This window comes from Aquimarina sp. MMG015, from assembly GCF_018100855.1.
GTDB classification, from domain to species: domain Bacteria; phylum Bacteroidota; class Bacteroidia; order Flavobacteriales; family Flavobacteriaceae; genus Aquimarina; species Aquimarina latercula.
The window spans coordinates 119,932-146,828 of the sequence record NZ_JAGJEB010000001.1 but is presented as its reverse complement, the minus strand read 5'-3'; the positions used below and the strand labels follow the sequence as shown (position 1 = coordinate 146,828).

23 protein-coding genes are annotated in these 26,897 nt (G+C 33.5%); 9 read left to right on the top strand and 14 right to left on the bottom strand.

What is annotated here, in order from left to right; all coding sequences use genetic code 11:
- Window positions 1–102: 102 nt before the first annotated feature.
- The 5 genes from J8L88_RS00675 (at window position 103) to J8L88_RS00655 (ending at window position 7,278) form a co-directional block, all read left to right on the top strand.
- A complete protein-coding gene (locus J8L88_RS00675) occupies window positions 103–642 on the top strand; it encodes a 3-hydroxyanthranilate 3,4-dioxygenase (RefSeq protein WP_027394391.1) in 540 nt (179 codons plus the stop codon).
- A 162-nt stretch (window positions 643–804) separates the two neighbouring features.
- Window positions 805–2,358: an aldehyde dehydrogenase family protein gene (locus J8L88_RS00670; protein ID WP_027394390.1), complete on the top strand. Its 1,554-nt coding sequence runs from the start codon at window positions 805–807 to the stop codon at window positions 2,356–2,358.
- 206 nt (window positions 2,359–2,564) lie between these two features.
- Window positions 2,565–2,942, top strand: a complete 378-nt coding sequence (locus J8L88_RS00665) for a hypothetical protein (protein WP_211059674.1) — start codon at window positions 2,565–2,567, stop codon at window positions 2,940–2,942.
- 88 nt (window positions 2,943–3,030) lie between these two features.
- On the top strand, window positions 3,031–6,717 hold the full coding sequence (locus J8L88_RS00660) for a T9SS type A sorting domain-containing protein (RefSeq protein ID WP_211059673.1): 3,687 nt from the start codon (window positions 3,031–3,033) through the stop codon (window positions 6,715–6,717).
- 75 nt (window positions 6,718–6,792) lie between these two features.
- Complete coding sequence (locus tag J8L88_RS00655) at window positions 6,793–7,278, top strand: hypothetical protein (protein WP_211059672.1); 486 nt, start codon at window positions 6,793–6,795, stop codon at window positions 7,276–7,278.
- A gap of 3 nt (window positions 7,279–7,281) precedes the next feature.
- Here the strand turns inward: J8L88_RS00655 and J8L88_RS00650 are convergent, their stop codons facing one another.
- The 5 genes from J8L88_RS00650 to J8L88_RS00630 form a co-directional block, all read right to left on the bottom strand.
- Window positions 7,282–8,400 (bottom strand): DNA helicase PriA, encoded by a 1,119-nt coding sequence (locus J8L88_RS00650; protein ID WP_211059671.1) that lies wholly within the window; start codon window positions 8,398–8,400, stop codon window positions 7,282–7,284.
- Window positions 8,401–8,486: 86 nt separating this feature from the next.
- On the bottom strand, window positions 8,487–9,623 hold the full coding sequence (locus J8L88_RS00645) for an SPFH domain-containing protein (RefSeq protein WP_027394386.1): 1,137 nt from the start codon (window positions 9,621–9,623) through the stop codon (window positions 8,487–8,489).
- A gap of 168 nt (window positions 9,624–9,791) precedes the next feature.
- A complete protein-coding gene (locus J8L88_RS00640; protein ID WP_147404065.1) occupies window positions 9,792–10,292 on the bottom strand; it encodes a hypothetical protein in 501 nt (166 codons plus the stop codon).
- 140 nt (window positions 10,293–10,432) lie between these two features.
- Window positions 10,433–10,978, bottom strand: coding sequence for a hypothetical protein (locus tag J8L88_RS00635; protein WP_027394384.1), 546 nt, complete (start codon window positions 10,976–10,978; stop codon window positions 10,433–10,435).
- 101 nt (window positions 10,979–11,079) lie between these two features.
- Window positions 11,080–12,768 carry an ABC transporter ATP-binding protein gene (locus J8L88_RS00630; RefSeq protein ID WP_211059670.1) on the bottom strand — a complete coding sequence of 563 codons (1,689 nt, stop codon included), beginning with the start codon at window positions 12,766–12,768 and terminating at the stop codon, window positions 11,080–11,082.
- Between the two features lie 127 nt (window positions 12,769–12,895).
- Here J8L88_RS00630 and J8L88_RS00625 point away from each other — a divergent pair, with 127 nt between their 5' ends.
- Genes J8L88_RS00625 through J8L88_RS00610 form a run of 4 tightly spaced genes read left to right on the top strand, consistent with a single transcriptional unit; the run spans window position 12,896 to window position 15,941 of the window.
- Window positions 12,896–14,353 carry a PAS domain-containing sensor histidine kinase gene (locus tag J8L88_RS00625; protein WP_211059669.1) on the top strand — a complete coding sequence of 486 codons (1,458 nt, stop codon included), beginning with the start codon at window positions 12,896–12,898 and terminating at the stop codon, window positions 14,351–14,353.
- Window positions 14,354–14,377: 24 nt separating this feature from the next.
- Entirely contained in the window at window positions 14,378–14,581 is a 204-nt protein-coding gene (locus J8L88_RS00620; RefSeq protein WP_118388501.1) for a DUF4177 domain-containing protein, read from the top strand.
- A 16-nt stretch (window positions 14,582–14,597) separates the two neighbouring features.
- Window positions 14,598–15,380, top strand: a complete 783-nt coding sequence (locus J8L88_RS00615; RefSeq protein ID WP_211059934.1) for an enoyl-CoA hydratase-related protein — start codon at window positions 14,598–14,600, stop codon at window positions 15,378–15,380.
- 6 nt (window positions 15,381–15,386) lie between these two features.
- Window positions 15,387–15,941 carry a hypothetical protein gene (locus tag J8L88_RS00610; RefSeq protein ID WP_118388505.1) on the top strand — a complete coding sequence of 185 codons (555 nt, stop codon included), beginning with the start codon at window positions 15,387–15,389 and terminating at the stop codon, window positions 15,939–15,941.
- Here J8L88_RS00610 and nadD read toward each other — a convergent pair.
- From nadD to hemH, 9 genes are all read right to left on the bottom strand, one after another.
- Entirely contained in the window at window positions 15,932–16,513 is a 582-nt protein-coding gene (gene nadD, locus J8L88_RS00605; RefSeq protein WP_027394378.1) for a nicotinate (nicotinamide) nucleotide adenylyltransferase, read from the bottom strand. The genes J8L88_RS00610 and nadD overlap by 10 nt on opposite strands.
- A gap of 13 nt (window positions 16,514–16,526) precedes the next feature.
- Window positions 16,527–17,099: a guanylate kinase gene (gene gmk, locus J8L88_RS00600; protein ID WP_027394377.1), complete on the bottom strand. Its 573-nt coding sequence runs from the start codon at window positions 17,097–17,099 to the stop codon at window positions 16,527–16,529.
- A gap of 71 nt (window positions 17,100–17,170) precedes the next feature.
- Window positions 17,171–18,037: a YicC/YloC family endoribonuclease gene (locus J8L88_RS00595; RefSeq protein WP_118388510.1), complete on the bottom strand. Its 867-nt coding sequence runs from the start codon at window positions 18,035–18,037 to the stop codon at window positions 17,171–17,173.
- Between the two features lie 106 nt (window positions 18,038–18,143).
- Entirely contained in the window at window positions 18,144–18,689 is a 546-nt protein-coding gene (locus J8L88_RS00590; RefSeq protein ID WP_211059668.1) for a GNAT family N-acetyltransferase, read from the bottom strand.
- A gap of 21 nt (window positions 18,690–18,710) precedes the next feature.
- Window positions 18,711–19,262: a CopD family protein gene (locus J8L88_RS00585; protein WP_027394374.1), complete on the bottom strand. Its 552-nt coding sequence runs from the start codon at window positions 19,260–19,262 to the stop codon at window positions 18,711–18,713.
- A 3-nt stretch (window positions 19,263–19,265) separates the two neighbouring features.
- The gene (locus J8L88_RS00580; RefSeq protein ID WP_247666402.1) at window positions 19,266–22,331 is read right to left on the bottom strand and encodes a glycosyl hydrolase; all 3,066 of its coding nucleotides are present in this window, start codon (window positions 22,329–22,331) and stop codon (window positions 19,266–19,268) included.
- A 244-nt stretch (window positions 22,332–22,575) separates the two neighbouring features.
- Entirely contained in the window at window positions 22,576–24,318 is a 1,743-nt protein-coding gene (locus J8L88_RS00575) for a CocE/NonD family hydrolase (RefSeq protein WP_211059666.1), read from the bottom strand.
- A 104-nt stretch (window positions 24,319–24,422) separates the two neighbouring features.
- Window positions 24,423–25,811, bottom strand: a complete 1,389-nt coding sequence (locus J8L88_RS00570) for an MATE family efflux transporter (RefSeq protein ID WP_211059665.1) — start codon at window positions 25,809–25,811, stop codon at window positions 24,423–24,425.
- A complete protein-coding gene (gene hemH / locus J8L88_RS00565; RefSeq protein WP_027394370.1) occupies window positions 25,808–26,848 on the bottom strand; it encodes a ferrochelatase in 1,041 nt (346 codons plus the stop codon). Before hemH ends, J8L88_RS00570 begins: the two co-directional genes overlap by 4 nt.
- Window positions 26,849–26,897 lie beyond the last annotated feature (49 nt).

Sequence of the window (26,897 nt, the reverse complement as noted above, 5' to 3'; positions counted from 1 at the left end):
AGCGAACTTAGGTTCGCTTTTGCTTTTTTAGAGAAGATTACTTTGGTTTTTATAAAGATTTCAAGTGATTTGCTTAATTTTATGTTTCAAATTGATATAAATATGGGAATTCGAAAACCTTTTAATCTTGATAAATGGATAAAAGAAAATAGAGATACACTTAAGCCTCCTGTAGGTAATAAAAATTTATACAAAGATGCGGGAGATTACATCGTAATGATTGTTGCTGGTCCCAATGCAAGAAAGGATTATCATTATAATGAAACAGAAGAGCTATTTTACCAATTAGAAGGCGAGATAGAAGTTCATATACAAGAGAATGGTAAAAAAGAAACTATGAAATTAGGACCAGGGGATATGTACTTGCATCCTGCAAAAGTTCCCCATTCTCCAGTACGTCACGAGGGATCTATAGGCTTGGTAATAGAAAGAAAACGTGTTGATTTAGAGGCTGAAGATGGATTATTATGGTTTTGTGATAATTGTAATACTAAATTACACGAGGTTTACTTTAAGCTAAATGATATTGAAAAGGATTTTCTTAAACATTTTAAACATTTTTATGGTAGTCAATCGTTAAGAACTTGTAATAATTGTGGTGCAGAAATGCCAGTAGATAAGAGATTTGTTACAGAACCATAAAGAGTCAATTTAATTTGAAACTTTTAATTTTAATAGAAGATTGATTTTTTTAATAAGGTTTTTTTAGAATATTATTCAAAATTATCAATATAACGGGTCAAAATTTAATATATCTTCAAAACGCAGTATCTTTACGGTCTCTAAAAATATAATTCAAAAAATATGGCAGCTATAGCAACAGATTTTGGAATAGAAGAAGCATTAAAGCAATTAGGTGTTTCTGATCTTAATAAAGGAACTTCTACAGGTTCTGATTGGTTTTCTAATGGTGATGAAATTTCATCTTTTTCTCCAGTAGATGGTAACTTAATAGGAAAAGTCACTACTACCACAAATAATGATTATGAGAAAGTAATAGAAAAGGCTCAATCGGCTTTTAAATCTTGGAAGTTAATGCCTGCTCCGCTTAGAGGAGAGATTGTTAGACAGTTTGGAGAAGAATTAAGGGTTTTAAAAGAGCCTCTTGGTAAATTAGTTTCCTATGAGATGGGTAAATCTTATCAAGAAGGACTGGGAGAAGTTCAGGAGATGATTGATATCTGTGATTTTGCTGTTGGTTTATCTAGACAATTACATGGATTAACCATGCATTCAGAGCGACCTGGGCATAGAATGTATGAACAGTATCATCCATTAGGAATAGTAGGTATTATTTCTGCTTTTAACTTCCCTGTGGCTGTTTGGGCTTGGAATACAGCTTTAGCTTGGATATGCGGGGATGTTTGTGTTTGGAAACCAAGTGAGAAAACACCGCTTTGTGGTATTGCTTGTCAAAATATAATAGCTAAAGTTTTAAAAGAAAATGATATTCCAGAAGGAGTTTCTTGTCTTATTAACGGAGATTATAAAGTAGGAGAAATGATGACTACTGATAAACGAATTCCGTTAATTTCTGCGACAGGATCTACCAGAATGGGTAAAATTGTTGGAGCTACAGTTGGAGAACGTTTAGGGAAATCATTATTAGAGCTTGGAGGAAATAATGCGATTATTGTAACCCCGGACGCTGATATTAAAATGACCGTGATTGGTGCTGTTTTTGGTGCTGTTGGAACAGCAGGACAGCGCTGTACTTCTACAAGAAGATTGATTATACATGATTCAATTTATGATAAAGTAAAAAATGCTGTCGTAGACGCTTATAAGCAATTGCGTATTGGAAATCCTTTAGACGAAAATAACCATGTAGGCCCCCTTATTGATAAAGATGCTGTAAGTGGATACCAAAATGCTTTGGAAAAAGTAGTAAAAGAAGGAGGAAACATTGTAGTAGATGGTGGTGTTCTTTCTGGAGAAGGATATGAAAGTGGATGTTATGTAAAACCTGCAATCGCTGAGGCTGATAATTCTTTCGAAATTGTTCAACACGAAACATTTGCTCCAGTTTTATATTTATTAAAATATAGTGGTGATGTAGAAAATGCAATTGAGGTTCAGAATGGTGTTGCTCAGGGATTATCTTCAGCAATAATGACTAATAATTTACGCGAAGCAGAAAGATTCTTGTCTCATGCAGGATCGGATTGTGGAATTGCTAATGTAAATATTGGAACCTCTGGTGCCGAAATTGGAGGTGCTTTTGGAGGAGAGAAAGAAACTGGAGGAGGAAGAGAATCTGGTTCTGATGCTTGGAAAGTATATATGCGTAGACAAACAAACACTATAAATTATACAACAGAATTACCTCTTGCACAAGGTATTAAGTTTGATTTATAATAGTTGAAATTATATTTTTTAATAAGGCGTCTATTTTTTTAAAAATAGACGCCTTATTACTTTTTTATAGATCTTAGCAGTACTTTATTCATCATCTGCAAACTTACTAAAGTGAACAAGAATCAAATAGATTATATATATTCGCGGAAATGAAGACGCAACCAGATGGTTTAAATTGCATCTTCTTAATAAATATGCAAAGGAATATGAAGAAATTAGTACTTATATTATTAGTAATTTGTACCGGGTGTAACCTAGACGAACAAGATACACTAGATCCGGTATTCTGTACAGATGAGCTTAGAGCAGGTTTAGATATTACAATAAAAGACGCAACAATAAATGATTCTTTTTTAATTTCAGGAATTACTGTGATTGCTACGGATGGTGATTATACCGAAACATTAGTAAATTTTGAAAACACAAATTCATTTGTTGGCGCTTTTGAGAGAACAGGGAACTATGTAATTACTGTAAGTGGCAATAATTACGAGACATTTACTTCTACCATACCAATAATAGTTGATAAAGATATTTGTCATGTAATTACACAAAGCAGAGAAATCATTCTTCAACCAAATTAACAAGATAGTATTATATTTTGATAATATTTTAACAAATGTTTTAGCTCCAATGAGTTAGTTTTGGTATTCACACAAAATTAACTTAAATATGAATTCAACTCTACAACACCTCAAAAGAGGTTTTTGTGTTTGCGCAATGGCTTTAGCAACCTTCTCTGCAACCTCACAAACACAACAATTAAAGACTACAGCTGATGAAAAACCTAATAAAGGCCATCAATTGTATAAGCAAACAAAAATGTTTGATAGTAAAAAAGGATCTACTGATGCTAAAACTCCTCTAGAAAGACAAGCGGATAATGCTATAGAAAGATCACAATTTGACTTGATGAGATTAAAAAACCCTGCTACAGGTAAAATACCAGATGGAATTAGAAAAGCAGAGGTTCAGTTCTCAGAAAAGATCAATTTAAGTGATGAATCACAAAAATCGATACAAACTGCTGCTAAATCAGGTAGGTTCTCTTTTTGGAAAAATAGAGGGCCGTACAACGTAGGAGGTAGAACTCGTGCGTTAGCAATTGATAGCAGAAATGAAAATGTAATCTTAGCAGGTGGAGTATCTGGAGGATTATGGAGAACGGAGAATGCTGGAGAAACTTGGAGAAAAGTTACGAGATCTTTCCAAGATCCTAGTATTACAGGAATTGTACAAGATCCGAGACCAAGACATAGCTTTACTTGGTATTACATTTCTGGAGAACGTTACGGAAATTCTGCAAGTGCAGGAGGAGCATTCTATCAAGGTAGTGGAGTATACAAATCTAGAGATGGTGGACGTACTTTCGAACTATTGCGAGCTACAGCAAATCCTGATGTTGGTATATTTAATACAAATGAACCTTTTGATTTAATTAATTCGATAGCTATTGATCCTACCAACGGAGATATTTATTTAGGTACAATTACTGGTATTCAAAGATCTCAAGATGGAGGAAATTCATTTACAGAAGTTTTAACTGGTGGTTTTGATAGTAAAGCGGAAGTAGCAATTTCTTCTACAGGTCAAATATATGCTACAGTGGACTCTGATACTGATCCAACAGCTGGATTCTTTACTTCTACAGATGGAGACACTTGGACAAATATCACACCAGAAGGATTTGTACCTGCGTATGGAAGAACTGTTATGGGAATTGATCCTTCTAATGAGAATACTGTGTATTTTCTTACACAAAACAATTCTGGAGGATTTCCAGCTTTATTAAATAGATATGATCTTGCAGCAGGAACATGGACTGATTTAAGTGTAAACTTGCCTTTTGGTATTGGTGGAAGTGTAGGAAATTTAAATCTACAGGGAGAGTATAATATGATAGTAAAGGTACATCCTACAGATAGCAATTTAGTATTTGTTGCAGGAACTAATGTGTACAGATCTACTACAGGATTTACTACTCCTACTGGACAAGAAAGTTGGATAGCTGGATATTCTCCATTAAATAATGTAAGTCTATATACAAATCAACATCCAGATCAACATGCATTATTATTTTTCCCTTCAAATCCTAATAAAGTATTATCAGGAAATGATGGTGGAGTTTATGTTACAGAAGATATTACAGCTACTAATGATGGTGTAGAACCAGTAGCTTGGACATCATTAAACAATGGTTACATTACAACACAACCATATCACGTAGCATTTGATCCAGAGCCAAATACAGATGATTTAGTAGCTGGATTCCAAGATAATGGTACTTGGTTTACTAATTCCACGGATTCTGATGCCATTTGGGAATCAGATTTTGGAGGAGATGGAGCTTATAGTGCAATTGCGGATAATGGTAGAACGCGTTATGTTTCTTCTCAGAGAGGTAATGTGTTTAGATTTAATTTTGACGAAGAAGGAGTATTTGAATCATTCTCTGCTGTAGAACCTGCAGGAGCCTCAGGTTTTGCTTTTGTTAACCCATTTATTCTTGACCCTAATAATGATAATATCATGTATATGCCGGCAGGAAGTACGATATGGAGAAATAACGACCTAGATGGATTGCCTTTATTTACAAATACAAATGCAACAGAGAATTGGGTAAATCTTACGAACACTTCAACTCCTGATGGATCTACTATTACTTCTTTAGATGTGTCAAAATTTCCAGTAGCTAATAGATTATACTATGGTACAAACTCTGGAATTGTATTTAGAATGGATAATGCGAATATAGACGGTCAGCAAGCAATTGATATCTCAACTGGAAAAGGATTGCCAGGAGGTTTTGTTAATGATATTAATATCGATCCGTCTAATGTTGATCGCGTAATTGTTACCTATTCTAATTACGGAATTCCAAGTGTATTTATTACAGAAGATGGTGGAGATACTTGGACAAATATTAGTGGTAACTTAGAAGAAAATGTGGATGGATCAGGTAATGGACCTTCTGTAAGAAGTACTGCTTTTTTAGGTAGTAGCGCAGGTAGATTTGGTGCTCGATTACAAAGAGTATTTGCTGCAACAAGTACTGGTTTATACTCTACTAGAAGGTTAAATGGGCAAAATACTGTTTGGAGAAAAGAAAATTTTGCAATTGGTAATTCAGTAGCCGATGAAGTAGTTACAAGAAAAGACGGATTTATTGCTGTAGCTGCTCACGGAAGTGGATTGTTTAGTGCTCGTTTTCCTGTAACTGCTAATCCATTACCAGAATCTAATTTGGTTACTGCCTTTTTATTAGATGATTTTGGTGTTAGTGAAAATAGTGAAGATACAAGTATAGATATAACAGGTTTATTTGTGCAATCTCAAGGATTACCAATTGATATTGAATTAACTAATTCTGACCCAGAATTAGTAACAGCTACATTAACAGGTAATACACTTACCCTATCATATGCGCCAGATAGTATCGGTTCAGCTTCAATAGGTCTAATTGCTACTTCGGGAGAAGAACAAGTAGCTGAAGGTTTTACAGTTACAGTATCTGAACCTTCTATCTATGAACAAACAAATACACAGGTATCTACAATACCTTCTCAGAACTTCTTAGATTTTAATGGTCTAGCGCAGTCTGCTGATGATTTTACAGTTCCAGCGGGTAATACATGGAATATTAATAGGATAGTAGCTTTTGGTGCTGTAAATGGAAGTCCTGCATTGAACAACGTAAGTATTGTTATTTATGAAAATGAAGGAGGGATTCCTGGTGCAGAAGTTTATAATAGTGGAGAGATTGCTCCTATTTCAGAACCAAATATTTCAAATTTAAATATAGATCTTCCAGAAGCGGTTACTTTAGAGAGTGGAGAGTATTGGATATCAATATATACTAATCTTGCCTTTAATGGTGGGAACCAATGGTTTTGGGCATCACAGGAGAATGTTGTAGGAGAAGTAACTCAGTTTAGAGATCCTGCTAACCTTTTTGGTACAGGAGCTATAGATTGGACTGCTACAACAGTTGCATTAGGAAGAGATCCATTAGATCAAACATTCCAAATTTTTGGAGATATTATAAGTTCTAATGAAGATGTAGTAGAACCTGAATTAGAGGTTACGTTAACTACATTAGACTTAGTAAATGAGATTTCTGTTTATCCTAATCCATCTAATAATACGTTCTTCTTTAATTTTGGAGATGCAATCTCTAAATCAAGTAAAAATGTAGATATTAATATATTTAATAGTACTGGTAATTTAGTGCATACAATATCTGATGTTAATTCTAATGCGAACGTAAATTGGGATGCATCAAGATTGGCTTCTGGTTTGTATTATGCGAAAATCTCAGGAACTAATACAAATACTGTAGTTAAATTACTTAAGAGATAGAGCTACAGGTTTTAATAACAATTAATTAAGAAAAAAGGAGTTGATATAATTGACTCCTTTTTTTATATTAAGATTATGAATAAACTTATGTACATAGGGTTGATTGCAATCTTGTTTTCTTGTAAATCGAACAGTATCGCCCAAGAAAATGTGAAAAACAAAACCGAAAAGCCAAAGGTAGAGAAGCCAAAGTTTGGAGATACTAACAATGGTGATATGCCTAAGCCTAATGTATTTACTCAAAACCAGATAGCTCCAAATACCATTCATCTAACAGTTGAGGTTATGGAGCTTTATAGTAATAAACTAATTTGTGATGTTTCCCAAGAAGCTGCAGTAAACGTTAAGATTAAAGAAATTAAAGGTTCGGGTTCGGGTTTGGTAAATAGGGTTTCGATTAATAAAGAAATAATACTTGCTTTAAGAAAAGGAATATCAAAAGATATTACTTATTTAAAGTCAAAACTGAGTAAGGATATTTTCATTATAATTAAGGAAAAACCTTGTATGAATTTTAATCAAACTATGTATGAGATAGTTGGTTATGAATATAGACAATAGTTCTTATTGTTGATTTCCATAGGTGTCGGCTAACCAAATAATTAATAAAATTAGAACGATTATAAAAAGTACAAAGAAAAATATTTTCCAAAAGGAATAGGGTCTTTTTCCAGATATTTTTCCAGTTTGTCCATTTACAAAAAAATTATATTTCTTTCCATTATATTGGTAGGCGCTAATATAGACTGGAAGCAAAATATGCTTAAATGTTTCTTCTGATAGACTCATATTTACAGAATGTACTCTTTGCGTATCACCTCCAATATCGTGACGCGACCAGGAACGTGCTATTCTTTCTGCTTCTTGGGTAGAAGATAAATGACCATCCTTTAATGGTATAGTGTATTTTTCTGTAACAAAGCCTGCTAAAAAACTAGTATTAAAAGGTTCTAACGCTTTAAGATTCCAATGCGCAATTTTCGAAGGAATTGGGTTTTTCCTTTGATTTGATGCTTTTATCAGTGTATCATCTACAAAACCACTAACACTTCCGCTTGCAGGAGTCCATCTTGTTCTTTGTTCTTGTCTCGTACCTCTAACAGTTTTTCCGTTTACTGTTTTAGTGTAAGGAACGCTAACATAATAATAATCTCCTCTTTGTCCTGTATACGTCGCGTATAACTGAGCATCAAATGTCCAATAGGGAAGGTATAGACCCTTAGTATGCTCAGGGTCCAAAGCAGCTTTTTTAAGATTATTTGGAGCAAACCATAATTCCTTTACCCATTTTGTAAAAATTTCATGTGATTTTTTTTGATTAAATTGAAAAGGGAGGACAGCTCCAGGAAGAATCCAATCTTCTTTGTATGCATCCTCTATAATTAGAGGCATGGTACAATATACACAGTGTAATGATTTATAATTTTCTTCTATATGTTGATTAGCACCACAGTTTTTACAATGAAGCATTGTAATCTCTTCAGAATGGGAAAGAGATCCCATTTCCTCGAGATAAGGTTTTAGCTCAAGTTCTTTAAATTCATCTTCTTGTTGATCAATGGTTTCTTCATGACCACAATAATCACATTTAATTTCAGAGGTACCAGGTTTATAGGTTAATTCGGCACCACAATTAGCACAAGATTTCTTTTGTTCAGAAAATATTTTTTTTTCTTCTTCCATTCAGGAATTATGATAGTAGAGGTTGTACAAAACTATCCTTTCTTTCGGGTAAAACGAAAGAAAGGATAAAAAGCATATTTATTTTATTAAGCTCCCGGAAGTGGAGGAGGAGTATTACCTCCTAAAAATGATTTTAACTCTTCTACATCCTTTATAGCGGACCAATTTGCCATTCCTTGTTTCCATACTAGAGAATCTTTATTTACTGTTCTATTAGCAAATAAAGATTTTAACTGATCAAAAGATACTGGTCCGGCTTGTTGTCCGTTTATCGCATAGAAATATTGCACTTGCACTGGCATTGGCGGTGGAGCAATTGGTGCAGATTGCTGAGGTTGTGCTTGTTGTTGTGTTGCCATTGGATTCATCATTCCGCCCATCTGTTGTGCTAGTACAAATCCCATTCCCATTCCCATTCCTGCTCCTGCGGTACCTCCTTCATTTGCAGCGGCTGCTTCTATCGCTTTGGCAGTTTTGAATTTGGTTAATTTATCAAGGTCAATCTTATCAATTCTACTATATTCAAAAATTTCTTTTTTCAGATCTTCCGGCATAGAAACATTCTCTATAAAGAAGCGTTCCAAGGAAATACCAACAGAATTAAATTCTGGTTGCATTACTTCTTGACAGGTTTCTGATAGTTCAGTAGTGTTAGCGGCATATAATTCTATTGGAAAGTTAGCCTCTCCGACAGTATCGGTAAAACGAGTAGAGATTAAACTTTTAAGATGTTCGTTAATTTCAAAACTCGTGAAATTAGCATCTGTACCTACGATATCTACTATAAATTTACCTGGATCACTGACTTTAAATGCATACGTTCCAAAGGCTCTAATTTCTACCAGACCGAAACGGTCATCATTTAATGTTATTGGGTTTTTTGTACCCCATTTTTCATCTGTAAAAAGACGTGTGTTCACAAAATATATTTCTGCTTTAAACGGGCTATTAAACCCATACTTCCAACCTTTTAATGTTGTTAAAATTGGCAAGTTTTGAGTATTTAAAGTGTAGGTTCCAGGCTCAAATACATCGGCTAATTGACCTTCGTTAATAAAAACAGCTGTTTGCCCTTCTCTTACGATTAATTGAGCTCCGTTTTTTATTTCATTTTGGTAACGTTCGAAACGATGTACAATGGTATCCTGTGTGTTGTCTAACCATTCTACAATATCTATAAATTCATTACTTAGCTTCTTTTTTATTTCGTCAAAAATTCCCATCGGTGAGTTGATTTATAATTCGTGTTCTAAAACTACAAAATAGGATGCTTGTGTAAAAATTAATTTTAGATTAATTCTAAAAAAGCAAACCTTAATATGCAAGGCATATTAAGGTTGCAAAGTACAAATAAAGGGTAGCAAAGGATTATGCTGTCGACTTTATATTGACTAGTCCAGATTATAGAAAGATTGAAGGTCCTCAAAGTTTTCAAAATTGTCACTACTGGTTGCTGTACCTTCTATGATAACATATTTTAGTTTTGTTATTTGTGCGTTTAGCGGTCCCGAAGATGATAATGCGTATATAGTCAATGTATCGAGACTGTAGGTAAATGTTATGACTTCATCTGTACCATCTGAAAAAGGGAAATTATATGTCATAGGAAACCATATGTCATCTCCAAATAATTGAAAATAGACTAGGATTAACGAATTATCTAATATATCTTGATCAATGTCAGTATCTGTAATAACAAATTCATTTGCGGCCCCTCCAAGATAGGTTCCGGCTGACCATGTTACATTATCTACTGTTTTTACAAGTACATTAGCGTTTCCATCTTGTCCTGCTGGACCAATGGCTCCATCGAGTCCATTTGCTCCATCTTCTCCATCACAAGAAGTTAATACTAAGGCAAAAGCCATTATTACATACGTTAAAAATTTCATTGTTGTTTTCATCATTTTAAGTTTAATGTTTGCTATTAGTGTAGGTTTATAGCAAGAGGTAAACATTTAGATTTAAAAAGACCTATTCAAGTGTTTTTGAATAGGTCTTTGGATAAGAAAGATATTTGACCAAATATAGATTATAAAGAAATAAGTTCTGTATTTTGATTGTCTATATAGATAGTCATCGATTTCTCTATAGTATTAGACGAACCATCTAATCCTCCAAAATCTTTTACAAGAAAAGAAAATGAGATACTTATTGATTCTCCATTAGTTACTAATTTTCCTGCTAAGATGTTCCCGGTTGTTGGATTAGTAGGATCACCATTCCAATAGATAGAGCTAGAAAGAAATGTAAGCGTAGTGGTTTCCCAAGGTGCAGGGATTTCTTCGGAAAACTCGATGTAATCATGTGGATATTGCCAAGAGATTCTCTCTACGCCACCAGTATCCGCTCCCGAAAAGATAAAATCATATGTTGTATCTGTGCGCAAGTTAAGTTGTATGCTAGAAAAATCATCATCTTGAGTAAATGTTCTATTAAAACCATCCCCAGAAATATTAAAGGAAAAAGTAGGAGTAGTTGTATCAGTTTCTGGAATGTCGGTTTCGCAAGAAATAAAGAATAATATTGCAATTGCTAAGACTATCTTTTTGATATTTTTTATGCTATTTGTTTTCATCACGTTAAGTTTTGTTATTTAAAACTTGGTGTGCTTATAAACAAATAAGTAAACATCATTGGTGATGATAATTCTTAAAAAGAAATGTTGTGGTAATTATATCAAATACCCTTTGGGATGGCATTGATGAGTTTTTTTGTGTATTCTTTTTTAGGGTTTTCGTAGATAATATCTGCATCACCTTGTTCTTCAATTTTACCTTGGTTCATAACCAATAATTGATCTGACATATACTTTACTACAGCAAGATCATGAGAAATAAATATATAAGTAAATCCAAATTTCTCTTTTAATTCATTTAATAAATTAAGAACTTGAGCCTGAACTGATATATCAAGAGCACTTACAGATTCATCGCAGATGATTAACTTTGGTTGAAGGGCTATGGTTCTGGCAATACCAATCCTTTGACGCTGCCCGCCACTAAATTCGTGAGGATATCGATTAAAATATGAAGGATCCAGTCCAACTCTTTCTAAGAGGCTAATTGTTTCTTTTTTACGTTCAGTATCATCAGTGTATAATTTATGAGCTTTCATGGGTTCCATAATTGCCTTACCAATAGTCATTCTAGGGTTTAGTGAAGCAAATGGATCTTGAAATATCAATTGGATATCTTTTCTTAGAACTCGTATAGATGATGGAGAAAGTTCTGTTAGATCCTGACCTTTATATAAAATTTCTCCTTGGTCAGCTTTATCCAATTGAAGAATGGTATTTCCTAAAGTAGATTTTCCACATCCGGATTCTCCAACAAGACCTAGCGTTTCACCTTCGTATAACGAAAAACTAACTCCGTCAACTGCTTTGAACTCCTTTTTACCAAACCAACCAACTTTAGAGAAAAATGTTTTTTCTACATTTTTTACTTCTAGCAATGGTGTGTTGCTATATAATTCTTTATGATGCTCTTCTCTGTCTGTTTTGGTAATTTGTTGTCTTTCTTTTTTTTGATCGTTTAGATAATCTTGTATGGTCGGTAATCTTTTATACCTAATATCTAAAGATGGTCTTGCATAAATTAATGCTTTTGTGTATTCTTTTTGAGGGCTATTAAAGATTTCGGAAGTAGTATTCTGTTCTACCATTTTTCCTTTATAAACTACTAAAACATTGTCAGCAATTTCAGAAACTAATGATAAATCATGAGAAATAAATAGAATACTCATTTTGTACTCTTTCTGAAGCTCTTTGAGTAAACTAATGATTTCTTTTTGTACTGTAACATCTAGTGCGGTAGTAGGTTCGTCGGCAATAAGTAGTTTCGGTTTACACGCAATTGCCATGGCAATCATTATACGTTGTTTTTGGCCACCACTTAGTTCATGAGGATAAGAATTATAGGCACGAACTCCATCTGGAAGTTTTACTTTTTCGAACAAAGAGAGTACTTCTTCTTTGGCTTCGGACTTGGTAAACTTAGTATGTTGTAATAAAATTTCTATAACCTGCTTGCCACATTTCATTGAAGGATTTAAAGAACTCATAGGTTCTTGAAAAATCATGGCAATTTCATTGCCACGGATAGAACGTAATTTTTTATCGTCAAAATCAAGTAAGTCATTATCACGGTAGAAAATTTTACCAGAAACTTTTGCTGTTTTTTTTGAAAGTAATCCCATAACTGCCAGAGAAGTAACTGATTTCCCACTACCGGATTCCCCTACAACACCAAGTATTTCGTTGGGCTTTATATCAAATGAAATATCATATAGTACCTGTATTTCTTTCTTTTCTGAAGAAAAAGAAACATTTAGGTTTTTGATAGAAAGTAAAGGCTCATTGTCCATAGTATCAAAACTAAGTAAATTTAGTCAATTACCTCCTATAAAACATAAGGTAGCTAGGATATAATCTAGCGTTGTTTTAAAGTTTTTTTGGTGTGATATTTGTTATATTTACGTCTCAAAGAATACTATGAAGCTTACCAAACTCTCTCTTAGAACGAGGATTTTTATTTCTATGACCGTGTTAGTTCTGTTGGCTTCTGTATTGGTTGCGGCTATTACTGTATATCAATATAAAGAAGAAGCAGAAGAATATCATCGTGAGCGATTGGAAAGGAAGGAAGAACGGATTAAAATAGCTATAAATAATGCATTAAGTAGTACTACCTATCCTGTTACAGAAGAGAACGTTGCTCTAATTTTTAAAGAGAAGAAGAAAATCAATCAAATATCTCAAGAGCATACATTACCAATTAATATTTATAGTCTTTCTGGTAAATTATTGGTTAAATCCGAAGAGACTTTTGTTAATGATACAGTTGATAAACAGCTTAACCAACATATTATCGACACTTTAGGTAGTGGATATGAAAAAAGATACCTAGGAGTTTCAGAAAAAAATGGAGAACATTTTTTATCCTCTTACACATATATCAAGGATTATAAATCAAAACCTTTAGCGATCCTTAATTTACCATACTTAGAAGATGATAATTTCTTTTCTCGTGAATTATGGGAATCTCTTACAAGATTAGGTCAAGTGTATTTATTAATGCTTTTAATTGCAATAGTTTTAGCTTATTTTTTATCAAAATACATAACTAGATCTCTAAAAACTATTTCTGATACAATAGATCAGACCCGTTTAGATAAACGTAATAAGAGAATAAGAATAGGTGATTCTAGTGATGAGATTTATTCACTTGTGAATGCCTATAATAGTATGATCGATGAATTAGAAGAAAGTGCGGCAATGTTGGCTAAAAGTGAGCGGGAAGCCGCTTGGAGAGAAATGGCAAAACAAGTAGCTCATGAAATTAAAAACCCACTTACTCCTATGAGATTGACTGTTCAAAGTTTTGAGCGTAAGTTTGATCCTAACGATCCTACTATTGAGAAAAAAGTAAAAGAATATAGTGATACATTAATCCAACAAATTGATACTATGAGTTCAATAGCTTCGGCATTTTCTAATTTTGCTCAAATGCCAGCGCAGAAAAGTGAAACTTTGGATGTTGTAAAAATTGTGGGGTTGGCTTTGGATATTTTTAATGAACATTACATTGTTTTTCCATCAGAAAAAGAAGAAATTATTGCCAAGTTTGATAGAACCCAATTAATACGTGTGGTAACAAATTTGGTAAAAAATGCAATACAAGCAATATCAGAGGATCATACTCCGAAAATTATGGTAAATGTATTTACAGAAAAAGATGATGTTGTGATTACGGTTGCTGATAATGGAGTTGGGATTACTGAAGAAAACAAAAAGAAAATATTCGAACCCAAATTTACAACCAAAAGTAGTGGTATGGGGTTAGGACTGGGTATGGTTAAAAATATTGTGGAAACGTATAACGGAAGTATTACCTTTACATCTCAAGAAGGAAAGGGAACGGTTTTTAAAGTGAAATTCCCAAAATTGTAATACGAACATATTAACGAAAAAATCATGAAAGAGTATAAATTAGAATCTTTGATTTACTATTCAAAACTTACCTTGGATAAAGAACATATCTTAAAATCTTCTTCCAAAGATATTCAGGAAAAATTAGATCTTTATGCTAAAGATGGATGGAGATTGGTATCTACCGATGTCGAAGATTTTGGAGTGGGAATGTACTTCTATTTGTACTTCGAAAGAGATTTAAAATAATAAATAAACAATATAAATAATGTATAATAATATTCTCACAACTCACAATAGTGGTATAACAACGATTACCATTAATCGTCCATCAAAATTAAATGCATTAAATAAGGAAACAATTCAGGAATTACATGATGCGTTTGATGATGCAAATAAAGATGTTAAAACGAAAGCAATTATTATAACCGGAAGCGGAGAAAAAGCTTTTGTAGCAGGTGCTGATATTAGCGAATTTGCTGATTTTTCTGTTGATCAAGGAGGTCAATTGGCGGCCAAAGGACAAGAATTACTTTTTGATTTTGTTGCGAATTTATCAACACCGGTAATTGCAGCTGTAAATGGTTTTGCACTTGGTGGTGGATTGGAGCTAGCTATGTCCGCACATTTTAGAATTGCAAGCGATAATGCTAAAATGGGATTGCCAGAAGTGTCTTTAGGGGTAATACCGGGGTATGGAGGGACCCAGCGTTTACCTCAATTGGTTGGTAAAGGAAGAGCTATGGAAATGATTATGACAGCAGGAATGATTGATGCTAATCAGGCTTTAAATTATGGATTAGTAAATCATGTTGTTTTACAAGAAGAATTGTTACCGCTTGCAGAAAAGTTGGCAAGTAAAATTATGAGAAATTCGTCGGTAGCTATAGGTGCTGCAATTAATGCGGTGAATGCGGCTTATGAAGATGGTGTGAATGGTTTTAAAACAGAAATAAAAGAGTTTGGCAATTGCTTTGGAACAGAGGATTTTAAAGAAGGAACTACGGCGTTTTTAGAAAAAAGAAAAGCTGATTTTCCTGGGGAATAAGTTGTTATGGAAAGAAAAGGTTTCTTCCTAGTTGTAATTACTTTATTTTATATTTCATTTGTTTCTGGCCAAGATAAATCAAGAGTAAATTCAAAATCTCAAGATAGCATTACAGAAATGGGGTATAGGACAAATTCTCGTTCTACTACCTATAAACGATTTTCGGCACGAGTTGGTGCAGGTGTTCAGAATTCTTTTTATTCAGAAATTGGATTATCAAGACATACCTGCACTTATAGTGATGTTGGTTTTTTTTCTAACGATTATTATGTTGCTATAGAATGGACTCCCATAAGTGGTAATGATGTTTATGGAGTAAAAATAGGATATGAAATAAATATGATCCCTTTACTAAATCTTGGTGTAGAGGGAAAATACCAAACTAATTTTGACACTAATGATTTTGTAATTACCCCTAAGATTGGTCTAGGTATTTTCGGTGATGTAAATATATTTTATGGTTACAATATATCAACTAATGGAAATCCATTTCCTGATATAGGAACACATCAATTCTCTGTAGTTCTTAATTTACATAAGAATTTTTTAGGTTATCTGTAGAAATTCATTTCATCAATATATTCCCACACTTCTTTGGATAATAGTGGTCTGATGTTTTTGTCTTCAGAAATGGCTTTTCGTATAAAGGTTGAAGAAATTTCCATAATAGGGGCATTGACTTTTTGAATCTTAATATGATTCTTGAATTGATGATCCGTTATGCCTTCAGAAATTCGAGGATATACATAAACATTGTGATTTTCTAGAATAACCTCGTAGTTTTTCCATTTATGGAAGCTTTTAAGGTTGTCCTCTCCCATAATCAAATTGAATTGATGGTTATCATACTTTTCTTGTAGATGTGCTAATGTGTGAACTGTATAATTTGGTTGAGGTAGTTTAAATTCAATATCACTTGGTTTTAGTTTAGGATAGGATTCGGTAGCTCTATAGACCATTTCTAATCTATGATTATTATCCAATAGGGAGCTCTTCTTTTTAAAAGGGTTATGGGGTGTTACGACCATCCATATTTCATCAAGATCAGAATATTCTGCCATATGATTCGCAATAGCCAAGTGACCCACATGAATAGGGTTAAATGTTCCGAAGTATAAACCTATTTTTTTCATTAGAAATCTATATTTATCCTAAAATAAATTTTTTGACTAGTTGTAACACTTCTGCTTTTGCTTTTTCTAAATCATCATTGGTAACGATAGCATCAAACTGTGGAGCAGTAGCTAATTCAGTAGACGCTTTGGCAACTCGCATATTGATTTTATCTTCTGATTCAGTTTTACGTTTTTTAAGGCGAATTTTTAATTCTTCAATACTTGGTGGTTTTACAAAAATAGCTAATGTACGATCAGGATAGATTCTTTTAATATCTAATCCTCCAACTACATCAATATCAAAAATTACATGCTTTCCTTTGTCCCAGATACGTTGCACTTCTTTTTTTAGGGTGCCGTAAAAATTATCTCGGTATACTTCTTCCCATTCTAAAAACTCATCTGCTTTGATTTTGTCTTTAAACTCTCTTAAAGAAAGAAAATAATAATCTTTTCCGTGTACTTCTGCACCTCGAGGTTCTCTAGAAGCAGCAGAAATAGAAAAATCTAAATTTAATTCTTCTTTATGTAGTAAATATTTAACTAAAGTAGTTTTTCCACTGCCTGATGGTGCAGACAATACTATAAGTTTTCCTTGTTTCATCTATATAAATTTTACCAGAAGGGTAAAGGATTATGTAAATCCACTTTTTTATAAAATATAGTCCTAAATCGCTATAAAATATTTAGCAACTGTTCTTTGATTTTTTCTAATTCATCTTTCATCTGAACTACCAGTTGTTGCATTGGAGCATAATTAGATTTACTTCCAATAGTATTAATCTCTCGACCAATTTCTTGTGTAATGAATCCTAATTTTTTACCATTAGAATCTTTAGTATTTATAGTGGTAGTAAAGTATTCTAAATGGTTGGCAAGTCGTACTTTTTCTTCTGTGATATCAAATTTTTCTAAATAATATACCAATTCTTGTTCAAAACGATTTTCGTCAACTTGTTCCTTTAATTCAGAGACTGCTTTGTGTAAACGTTCTCTAACTACTTCGATACGTTCTGGATCAATTGCAATTACTTTTTCAAGTAAATCCCCAATGTTTTTAACGCGAGTAATAAAATCCTTTTCTAAAGCTTTTCCTTCATCAAGCCTATAGTTTTCTATAGCTTTAAGAGCATCAGATAAACCTCCTTTTATAGCTTCAAATTCCTTTTTGTCAACTTCTGCACGTTCTGTTTTTAAAGCATCTGGCATTCGAACGGCCATTTTTATCAACTCTAATTCTTCTTGCTTTGCATAAACAGAGATAGAACCTAGTTGTTTCATGTAATCTTTTACAATAGATTCATTAATTTTAGTTGAGTTTTCTTCTCCAGTTACTTCTACATATAAACTAAAGTCTACTTTACCTCTTTCTAAGGTTTTAGCAATGGTTTTACGCATTTCCAGCTCTTTTTCACGATATTGAGAAGGAATTCTAGCGTTTAGGTCTAAGTTTTTGCTGTTTAAAGATTTTACTTCAATAGTAATTTTCTTTGTAGGAAGTTGAAGGATAGACTTCCCAAAACCTGTCATTGATTTGATCATATGCTTATATCAGTACTGGATTAAAAAATTACACGAAGATACATAAAAGTAGTGAGGTGAAGCTCTTGAGAATGATTTTAGGCGTGATCTAGATGATTTTTAGTAGCTATACCTCTCTGTACATAATAATTTTATCAATATATACATCTTTTTCTAGAAAGAAATTAGGAATAATACCTGATTGTGTAAAGCCAGTTTTCTTATATAAAGCAATTCCAGATTGATTACTTTCATATACTTCTAACCAAATTACTTTTAATATTTCGTTTTGATGTGCCCAATCTATTGCGTTTTGAAGCAATAATGTTCCAATGCCTTGATTTTGCCACTGCGTATGAATTCCCATTCCGATCATTCCAGTATGTTCCATTTTTTTTCGCCAACTTCCTGTGAGATCTATATTTCCGATCATTACATCATCATATAAGGCTACCAAAATAATACTGTTTTTCTCTGACTGAAACCTTTCTATAAAATCTCTCTCTTGATCAATGTCATTTGGATATTCGTTTTCGAATAAAGGGAGCGTCTCAGTATTTTTTAGATATTGAAGTTTTAGTTTTAATAAATTTGACGCATCATCAGATACTGCTTGTCTTATTGTGACAGTATGATTATTTTTTATTGAATATGTTTTTGGGAAAAAGCTCAATTGTAATGGGAAACTATATTTTTAAGCATTTGGATTTTTTTCTCTTATTCTTTTGTAAAACTTTATTCCAAGCATTAATAAAATAGCAAGCAATAGAATACCAACAACTCCATAAATCCAATTAACTGCATCTCTAACAATTACTAAAAATATAACAGCAAAGAGTATAATGGTAGCTCCTTCATTCCATAACCTCATTTGATTAGAGGTCCATGTAACAACACCAATTTGTAGTTGTTTGAATATCTGATGGCTTTTAAGATGGTATATAATTAGTAAAACAACAAACCCTAGTTTTACGTGCATCCAAGGAAGATCTAAAAGCATAGGCCTTAAAATCAAAAGACAAATGGCAAAAGTTGTTGCTAATATCGCTGATGGCCATGTGATAATATACCATAAGCGTTTAGCCATTAATTTTAGTTGATTACCTAAAATCTCTTTATCAGGAGAAGGTTTTTGAGAGGCTTCGATTTGATAAATAAACAATCTAGGGATATAGAAAAGCCCTGCAAACCATGTAATAACAAAGATTAGGTGCAGGGCTTTTATATAGTTATAGTATTCTTGCATGTATTACTCCACAAAAAGATAATTAAGTTGCAAGGTATTGAATTCTGAGTTAAAGCTTTTTATTTCTTCCGAAATTAATTTATCAAAAGAGTTTAGTTGCTCATTAATCTGTTTGGTAAGTTCATTTTTTACAGCTATATCTTGTTCCGTTGGTCCAAAATCTCCCATTCCCACTAATGAATTTAGATGCCCTAATTTATTAGTCAATTTTATAGGGAAATTTAAAGGATCCTGACCACTTCGGTTTTTAGTTTGATATAGTGCTTTCTCAATTTCTCCAAACTGCTTTTGTAAATCTTTAGCTTTAGTAACTAAATCCTTTGTCTTGTCATCATCCTTATATTGTTTCGAGAAGGATTTTAATTGAGTATTGATCTTCCTTATTTTTTTGATGGATTGATGTGCTTTGTCTACCATTTCATTTACGCTAGTAATAAAATCGAATTGCTGTTGCATTTGTTGCGCTGTAGCTTCTGCTCTTGGATCTGCTAAAATGGTAAACGGTTGCGAAACCTTTTTTCCATTTACATTTAAGCTTACCTTATAATTTCCAGGAACTGCCTTTGGCCCATCAAGATTTGCCCACCATAAAATCATTCCTTTTAATTTTTCTGCACCAGCACCACGCATATTCCAGTTAAATTGATTGGCTCCTTTTTTTAGATCACTTAATTTGTCTTTTTTCTCTTTTGATTTGGTACTAAAAGATTTGATAGTATCGCCTTTAGTATTAAAATATGTTAATGAAACGGTATCTTTTTCTTTATCAAAGTTCTTAAGGTTAAAATAAGTAATTACACCGCTAGGATGATTGGTTCCTTCAGTTTTAGAACCTTTTCTTCCACCACCACGCATTCTATATGTATTTTTAGGTTTGAATAAGATGTTTTCTTGAGTTTTTAAACTATTACTAAGTTGGTGTAATACGGTAAGATCATCGATTATCCAAAGGCTTCTACCTTGCGTCGCTACTATCAAGTTATTGTCTTTAATGACAAGGTCTGTTATTGGTACAATAGGAAGATTTAATTGAAACGGTTTCCAGCTTATTCCATCGTTAAAAGAAATGTACATTCCTGTTTCTGTACCGGCATATAATAGTCCTTTTCGTTTTGGATCTGCACGAAGTACACGTGTAAAATGTTCACCAGCTATTCCGCTGGTAATTTTAGTCCAAGATTGTCCATAATTTGTAGTTTTATAAAGGTATGGAGCAAAATCCCCGGACTTATAACGAGTACCAGCAATATAACAAGTTCCCTCGTCAAAACTACTAGGTTCTATGCTATTGATCATCATCCATTCTGGCATCCCTTTTGGAGTCACATTACTCCAGTTTTTTCCACCATCTTTACTTACATGAACTAATCCATCATCACTTCCGGTCCATAATAATCCTTCTTTTATAGGACTTTCAGCAGCAGCAAAAATAGTACAGTAATATTCAACAGATGTATTATCTTGAGTAATTGGACCTCCAGAAGATTTAAGTTTGCTTGGGTCATTTCTAGTAAGATCAGGGCTAATTACTTTCCAGCTTTGACCTTCATTTTCGGTTACGTGAACCTGATTTGAAAAAGTATATAATCTATTTGGATTGTGTTTTGAAAACATAATCGGAAAATTCCATTGAAAACGATATTTCATGTCTTCTGCTCCATGCCCCATTGGGTTGTCTGGCCAAACACTAATAGATCTTACGGTTTCGGTTTTATGATTTACTCTAGTTAAGAACCCGTCGTAACTACCTCCATAAACAATGTCGTTATCTTTTGGGTCTATAGCAATGTGTGCAGATTCTCCTCCTGCTGTAGATTCCCAATCATCTTCAGAAATAGACCAACCTGTGCTTCTGTGATTAATTCTAATAGTAGAATTATCTTGTTGCGCTGCATAAATTCTATAAGGAAAACTATTATCGGTAGTAACTCTGTAAAATTGAGAAGTTGGCTGATTATGGTATGTACTCCAAGTTTCACCACCGTCATAAGTGATCTGCGCACCACCATCATCACCAATAACCATTCGTTTAGGATTTTCTGGAGCGATCCATAAATCATGATGATCGCCGTGTGGTGCTCTAAAACTACTAAAGTTTTTTCCACCATCTTTACTTTTATGGTAAGATACGTTAACTACATATACGACATCTTTGTCTTTTGGATCAGCGTAAATACGAGAATAATACCAAGCACGTTGACGAAGACTGCGATCACTATTAAGTTGACTCCAAGTTTCGCCGCCGTCATCACTTCTATAAACACCACCTTTTTCCTTATTTTCTACAATTGCCCATACTCTTTCACTATTAACAGGAGAAACGGTAACTCCCATAATCCCTAAGGTGTCTTTTGCAAAACCTTTGTTTTTAGATATTTCTTTCCAATTTTTTCCACTATCTGTACTTTTCCATAGTGCAGAACCATTACCTCCAGAGCTTAAGCTGTAAGGTGTTCTTCTTGCATTCCAAGTCGATGCATACAGAATTCTAGGATTATTAGGATCTAATGTTAGATCCACTGCACCAGCATTTTGATTAGCAAATAATACTTTATTCCAAGTCTTTCCACCATCAATACTTTTATAAACACCGCGATCTTGAGTAGGTTTATAAATATTTCCTAGAACACCGGCATATACAATATCTGGATTGGTTGGGTGTATCGCTATTCTTGGAATATGCCTACTTTTAGGAAGACCAGATTGGTTCCAAGTTTTTCCAGCGTCTACGCTTTTCCATACTCCATAACCAGAAGATACATTTCCGCGAAGTGTTTTTTCACCACCACCAACATAAATAACATTAGGATCACTTTTAGAAACAGAAATAGAACCAATCGATCCTCCGAAAAAACCATCAGATATATTTTCCCAGGTACGTCCACCGTCGGTTGTCTTCCATACACCACCACCAGTGGCTCCAAAATAAAAAAGATTTGGTTTTCCAGGAACACCTGTTACAGCGGCACTTCGACCTCCTCTAAAAGGACCAACTAATCGATATTCTAATGCATCGTATAGTTCCTCGTTAAATGTTTGCGCGTTTAATGATGAAAAATTGCCAATCATAAGAATAGCAATCAGAGTAAGTGTAAAAATTCTTGAGTACATTTAGTTGAGTTTAGAGATTATGCCTTAGTACATAAAAATTCATAATTAGTAGATTTGATGGTCTACTAAAATCTGGAATAAATGGCTATTGAGAAAGATTTTCACGTAATTTTAACCTTAGTTGATTCAATTGCTATTTTTGATAATATGATTTCAAACCGATTTATACTAATGTTAATCTGTTTTAGAAGAATTTCCTAGATTACTTTTTACTATTTATAGGGATCTTTATGTAACTGGGGTTTTCTGGAGAATGATAAATTGTGATTTCTGCTTTTTTAGCATCTTCTTTTGTTTCCAGCGAAACGTCTTTGCCAGAGTTATAATTTTTTTGTAAATACTTAGAGTTTATAGAATTGATAGAAAAAATAAATCTACTTCCTTTTTTTAATTCAAGAGCTGTGATAAACGGTGTATCAAATTTACAGAAGAAGACTTCATCAGGCACTGCTAATTTTGGTTGATTCAATCCCTCGCGATATCTTAACCGAAGCATATCAGATCCTATATATTTAACTTGGCCAGCTTCATTAACTACGTTTAGTGAAACTTGTAGATCTGTATCAGGAACATCTAAAGATATATATAGCCCTACTTCGAATCTTCCGATTATTGTGGTGGTGGTATCTAGTTTATTAGAGACATATAGTATTCTTCCTTTTTCTTCTATTGGTATCGGTGCTGTATAGTAATCCGATCCCGAATAACTTGCTGTATTTTCCGTGTCCAAAGGATCATATGCAATAATATCAGTGTCAGGCACTGAGGATATTTGGGGTGAAAGATGTCCCGGATCAATTAATAATTTTGCATCAGAATTTGGACTAGATAAGTAGTAAGTGATCGTGTCATTTGAAATAGCATCCATTTGATTGGCGTACATCCACTTGTTTTGGCCCATTATATAATAGTTTACCCGATCTTTTAAGAACCTTGGTTTTTTCTCATTTTTGAGTGTCCAATTAAACCATTCCAAATGGAGTTTTTTCATATCCAGTTTAGAATCACTTCCGAAGGTAAGACCTCCCAATTCCGTTTCTGGTTTACGTGTGCCGGCATGAGACCAAGGTCCAAAAATTAAATAATGATTGGTTTTACCCGTTGGATTTCCGTATTTCATATGATCTTCATAATAGGTCATTGCACCTGGTTGGTCAGCATCAAAAGCTCCTGTTATGGTAAGAATAGGTAGATCAAATGATTCATATTCTTTAGGAGTAGGATAAAAATTTTGCCAGTATTCATCAAAATCTGGATGAGAAATCCAGGTTTGAAAAACGGGATTACGTTTGTTTAGTGCTAGGAGATCCCAATCTTTATATGGAATAAACTCTATATATTTTTTAGTCGCTTTATTACTCCAAAAGGTTCCATTATTAAACAAATTGTTATTTCTACTTTTACCACCTGTAAAATTTAACCATTGTAGAGCATAGTTACTAAATATTCCATCATATTTTGGAAAGTCAATACCTGGTCCAACTGCTGCAGTGGGGACAATGGTTTTAAGTGCTGTTGGTTTATTTTTTAAGGTCATCCATTGGACCATACCTCGATACGACCCTCCCATCATACCAATGTTTCCATTACACCAATCCTGTTGACTTATCCATTGGACGGCATCATAACCGTCCATCCCATCTTTTTCAAATGGTCTATATTCTCCTTCAGAATTTCCTCTACCTCTAAGATCGAGTGTAATAAAGACATAACCCTCCTTGGCAAAGTACATTCCTCTTTCAACTGCCTCATCATTAACATATGGTGTATATATAAGTATTACCGGATACGATTTTTTAGTAGTGTTAGGAAAATAGATGTTTGCAGATAGTTTGATACCATCCCTCATCGGAATATTTTGATAGAGTTTTATGTCTATATCCTGTGTGTAAACTGACGTCCAATTAATAAATACCAGAATAATAATGACGAAGGTTTGTTTCATTCAATACATTTTTTATTATTGATAACAATGTTGTAAAGGATATTTCAAAACTAAAATCTAAATATAGAAAATAAAATATTTGATTTATCTAGTGCTTATATTAATTAAACATTTTTTGGAAGCACCAAAGTTTTTCTAACCTCTCTATTTAAGTAATATCCCGTAAGAATTGTAGAGAGTACATCGGCTATAGGGAACGAAATCCAAACTCCAAAAACTCCAAAAAATGTAGGTAATAATAGGATAAGTGGAATTAAAAAGAAGCCTTGTTTTGTCAAGCTTAGCAATAGTGCAGGGATTACTTTTCCTATAGACTGAAAATATGCTGATCCTATAAGTTGTACAATGATTACAGGAGTTGCAAGAAAAACAATTCGTAATGCTGAAGGAGTCCTATTTAGGATCTCTTTGTTATTTGCAAGTGTTTCAGGATCTAATGATTCTTTAGTGCTCACAAAAATAGAGATAAACTGTTGCGGGAAAACCATGATAATGGTAAATATTAAAATAGCTAGTATTCCTCCATAAGTGATAGACGTATTAATAGATTCTCGGACACGTTGAAATTTCTCTGCTCCATAATTATATCCGGCAATTGGCATAAATCCTTGATTAACACCAATTACAGGGAATAAAGCAAACATCAGTACTGTTCTGATAATTCCGTAAGATGCGATATCTAATTCATCACCATAATTACCAAGTACATTATTTAATAGAATTCCCAAAACAGCAATGGTGCCCTGTCTGGCTAAGGTTACAAAGCTTAAACCACTTATTTCATTTACAATTTTCTTTTTTAGTTTTATGCATTCTAGATTTAATCTTAGTTCGCTTTTAGCAACAAAAAACCATAGTATAAATCCAAAGCAAATAGCATAGCTAATAAAAGTGGCCCAGGCTGCTCCTTCCATTCCATATCCCAAAACATTAATTAAAATATAATCTAGAAAAATATTACCTATAGCTGGTAATATCATAGCGACCATCGCAAATTTTGGTTTGCCTTCTGCGCGAATTACATTATTACCCATCATAGACATGGATAACATCACAATACCATACAGAACAATTTTATAGTATACAAGAGCGTATTCTTTAAAAGATTCTTCGGCCCCCAGAAAACCAATAAAAAAATCTTGAAATAATAATCCAATTAATGCTAATGAACCAGAAATTAAAAAAGTAAGTGTCGTCTGATTTCCAAAAACCCTTAATGCTTTATCTTGATCTCCAGATCCTAATGCCCTTGATAAAACGGAACTGCCTCCAATACCTATTGCTAAACCAATAGCTCCTATAAAAAAAGTAAAAGGAAGAACTACTTGTACTGCCGAAATTGCTAACCCCCCTATCCAGTTTCCTAAAAAAGCAGTATCAACGATCATGTTTAGTGACATGACTAGTATTCCTATGGATGCAGGAACAGCTTGCTGTATTAAGAGTTTCCCAATGGGTTGTGTTCCTAAAGCTTCAGAGCTTGTTTTTGTCATTTTAGAACTGGGGTTTTAGCTTCAGCCCACTCATTAACCCAATTCCCCAAAACATCAGACCAATCATCACGATCATTAAGACAAGGGATTGTAGTGAATTCTTTACCACCAACTTCGTGAAAAATTTCTTCGCCTTCCATGGCTATTTCTTCAAGTGTTTCTAAACAATCAGAAACGAATGCCGGAGTAACAATTGCCATTTTTTTAATTCCTTCTTTTCCCATTCTTTCGATAGTTCTATCTGTATAAGGTTGTAACCAAGGATCGAAACCTAATCTAGATTGAAATGATGTAGAATATGTGCCATTCTTTAGCCCTAATTTTTTAGCTACTTGTACAGTTGTCATTTCACATTGGTGACGATAACAAAATTCGTGTTGTACGGATCCTTTTTTAAAACAACATTTCCCATCCATTTTACAGTTTCCGTTACTAACATCGCTTTTTCTTATATGTCTTTCTGGAACTCCATGATAGCTAAATAGAAGATGTTCATAGTCTAAATCTTTAATTTTTTCAGCAATACTATTAGACAATACTTCAATATATTCCTTCTTATCATAAAATGCAGGAATATCCGTAAATTTCATTTGCGGAAAATGCTCCTTTCGTAATTCTTCGGCAAGTACTAAAATAGTTTCGGTGGTTGCCATTGCAAATTGGGGATACAAAGGAATTATTAGAACTTCGTCCACTCCTTTGTCATGTAATTCTTGTAATCCTTTTTTGATGTTTAGAGATCCATATCTCATTGCTAACCCAACAGGAATTGAAGTTCGCTCAGCTACTTTTTTCTGTAGTCTTTCAGAAAGAACAATAAGCGGAGAACCTTCATCCCACCATATTTTTTTATAAGCTGCTGCGGATTTTTTTGGACGTGTATTAAGGATTATACCTTTAACCAATAAAGTTCTTGCCCATAATGGTACATCTATAACACGGGGATCCATTAAAAATTCGCCAAGATATTTCTTTACATCTTTTGGATCCGTACTATCAGGGGATCCTAAATTGACAAGAAGTACTCCTTTACTCATAATTTTTCTTTTTCGAGAGGTAAAAATACAAACTATTCTATGGATAGAT

Bases quoted from the DNA above. Each gene is read 5' to 3' on its own strand.
- J8L88_RS00675 (WP_027394391.1), top strand. From the start codon at position 103: ATGGGAATTCGAAAACCTTTTAATCTTGATAAATGGATAAAAGAAAAT.
- J8L88_RS00670 (WP_027394390.1), top strand. From the start codon at position 805: ATGGCAGCTATAGCAACAGATTTTGGAATAGAAGAAGCATTAAAGCAA.
- J8L88_RS00665 (WP_211059674.1), top strand. From the start codon at position 2,565: ATGAAGAAATTAGTACTTATATTATTAGTAATTTGTACCGGGTGTAAC.
- J8L88_RS00660 (WP_211059673.1), top strand. From the start codon at position 3,031: ATGAATTCAACTCTACAACACCTCAAAAGAGGTTTTTGTGTTTGCGCA.
- J8L88_RS00655 (WP_211059672.1), top strand. From the start codon at position 6,793: ATGAATAAACTTATGTACATAGGGTTGATTGCAATCTTGTTTTCTTGT.
- J8L88_RS00650 (WP_211059671.1), bottom strand. From the start codon at position 8,400: ATGGAAGAAGAAAAAAAAATATTTTCTGAACAAAAGAAATCTTGTGCT.
- J8L88_RS00645 (WP_027394386.1), bottom strand. From the start codon at position 9,623: ATGGGAATTTTTGACGAAATAAAAAAGAAGCTAAGTAATGAATTTATA.
- J8L88_RS00640 (WP_147404065.1), bottom strand. From the start codon at position 10,292: ATGAAATTTTTAACGTATGTAATAATGGCTTTTGCCTTAGTATTAACT.
- J8L88_RS00635 (WP_027394384.1), bottom strand. From the start codon at position 10,978: ATGAAAACAAATAGCATAAAAAATATCAAAAAGATAGTCTTAGCAATT.
- J8L88_RS00630 (WP_211059670.1), bottom strand. From the start codon at position 12,768: ATGGACAATGAGCCTTTACTTTCTATCAAAAACCTAAATGTTTCTTTT.
- J8L88_RS00625 (WP_211059669.1), top strand. From the start codon at position 12,896: ATGAAGCTTACCAAACTCTCTCTTAGAACGAGGATTTTTATTTCTATG.
- J8L88_RS00620 (WP_118388501.1), top strand. From the start codon at position 14,378: ATGAAAGAGTATAAATTAGAATCTTTGATTTACTATTCAAAACTTACC.
- J8L88_RS00610 (WP_118388505.1), top strand. From the start codon at position 15,387: ATGGAAAGAAAAGGTTTCTTCCTAGTTGTAATTACTTTATTTTATATT.
- nadD (WP_027394378.1), bottom strand. From the start codon at position 16,513: ATGAAAAAAATAGGTTTATACTTCGGAACATTTAACCCTATTCATGTG.
- gmk (WP_027394377.1), bottom strand. From the start codon at position 17,099: ATGAAACAAGGAAAACTTATAGTATTGTCTGCACCATCAGGCAGTGGA.
- J8L88_RS00595 (WP_118388510.1), bottom strand. From the start codon at position 18,037: ATGATCAAATCAATGACAGGTTTTGGGAAGTCTATCCTTCAACTTCCT.
- J8L88_RS00585 (WP_027394374.1), bottom strand. From the start codon at position 19,262: ATGCAAGAATACTATAACTATATAAAAGCCCTGCACCTAATCTTTGTT.
- J8L88_RS00580 (WP_247666402.1), bottom strand. From the start codon at position 22,331: ATGATTGGCAATTTTTCATCATTAAACGCGCAAACATTTAACGAGGAA.
- J8L88_RS00575 (WP_211059666.1), bottom strand. From the start codon at position 24,318: ATGAAACAAACCTTCGTCATTATTATTCTGGTATTTATTAATTGGACG.
- J8L88_RS00570 (WP_211059665.1), bottom strand. From the start codon at position 25,811: ATGACAAAAACAAGCTCTGAAGCTTTAGGAACACAACCCATTGGGAAA.
- hemH (WP_027394370.1), bottom strand. From the start codon at position 26,848: ATGAGTAAAGGAGTACTTCTTGTCAATTTAGGATCCCCTGATAGTACG.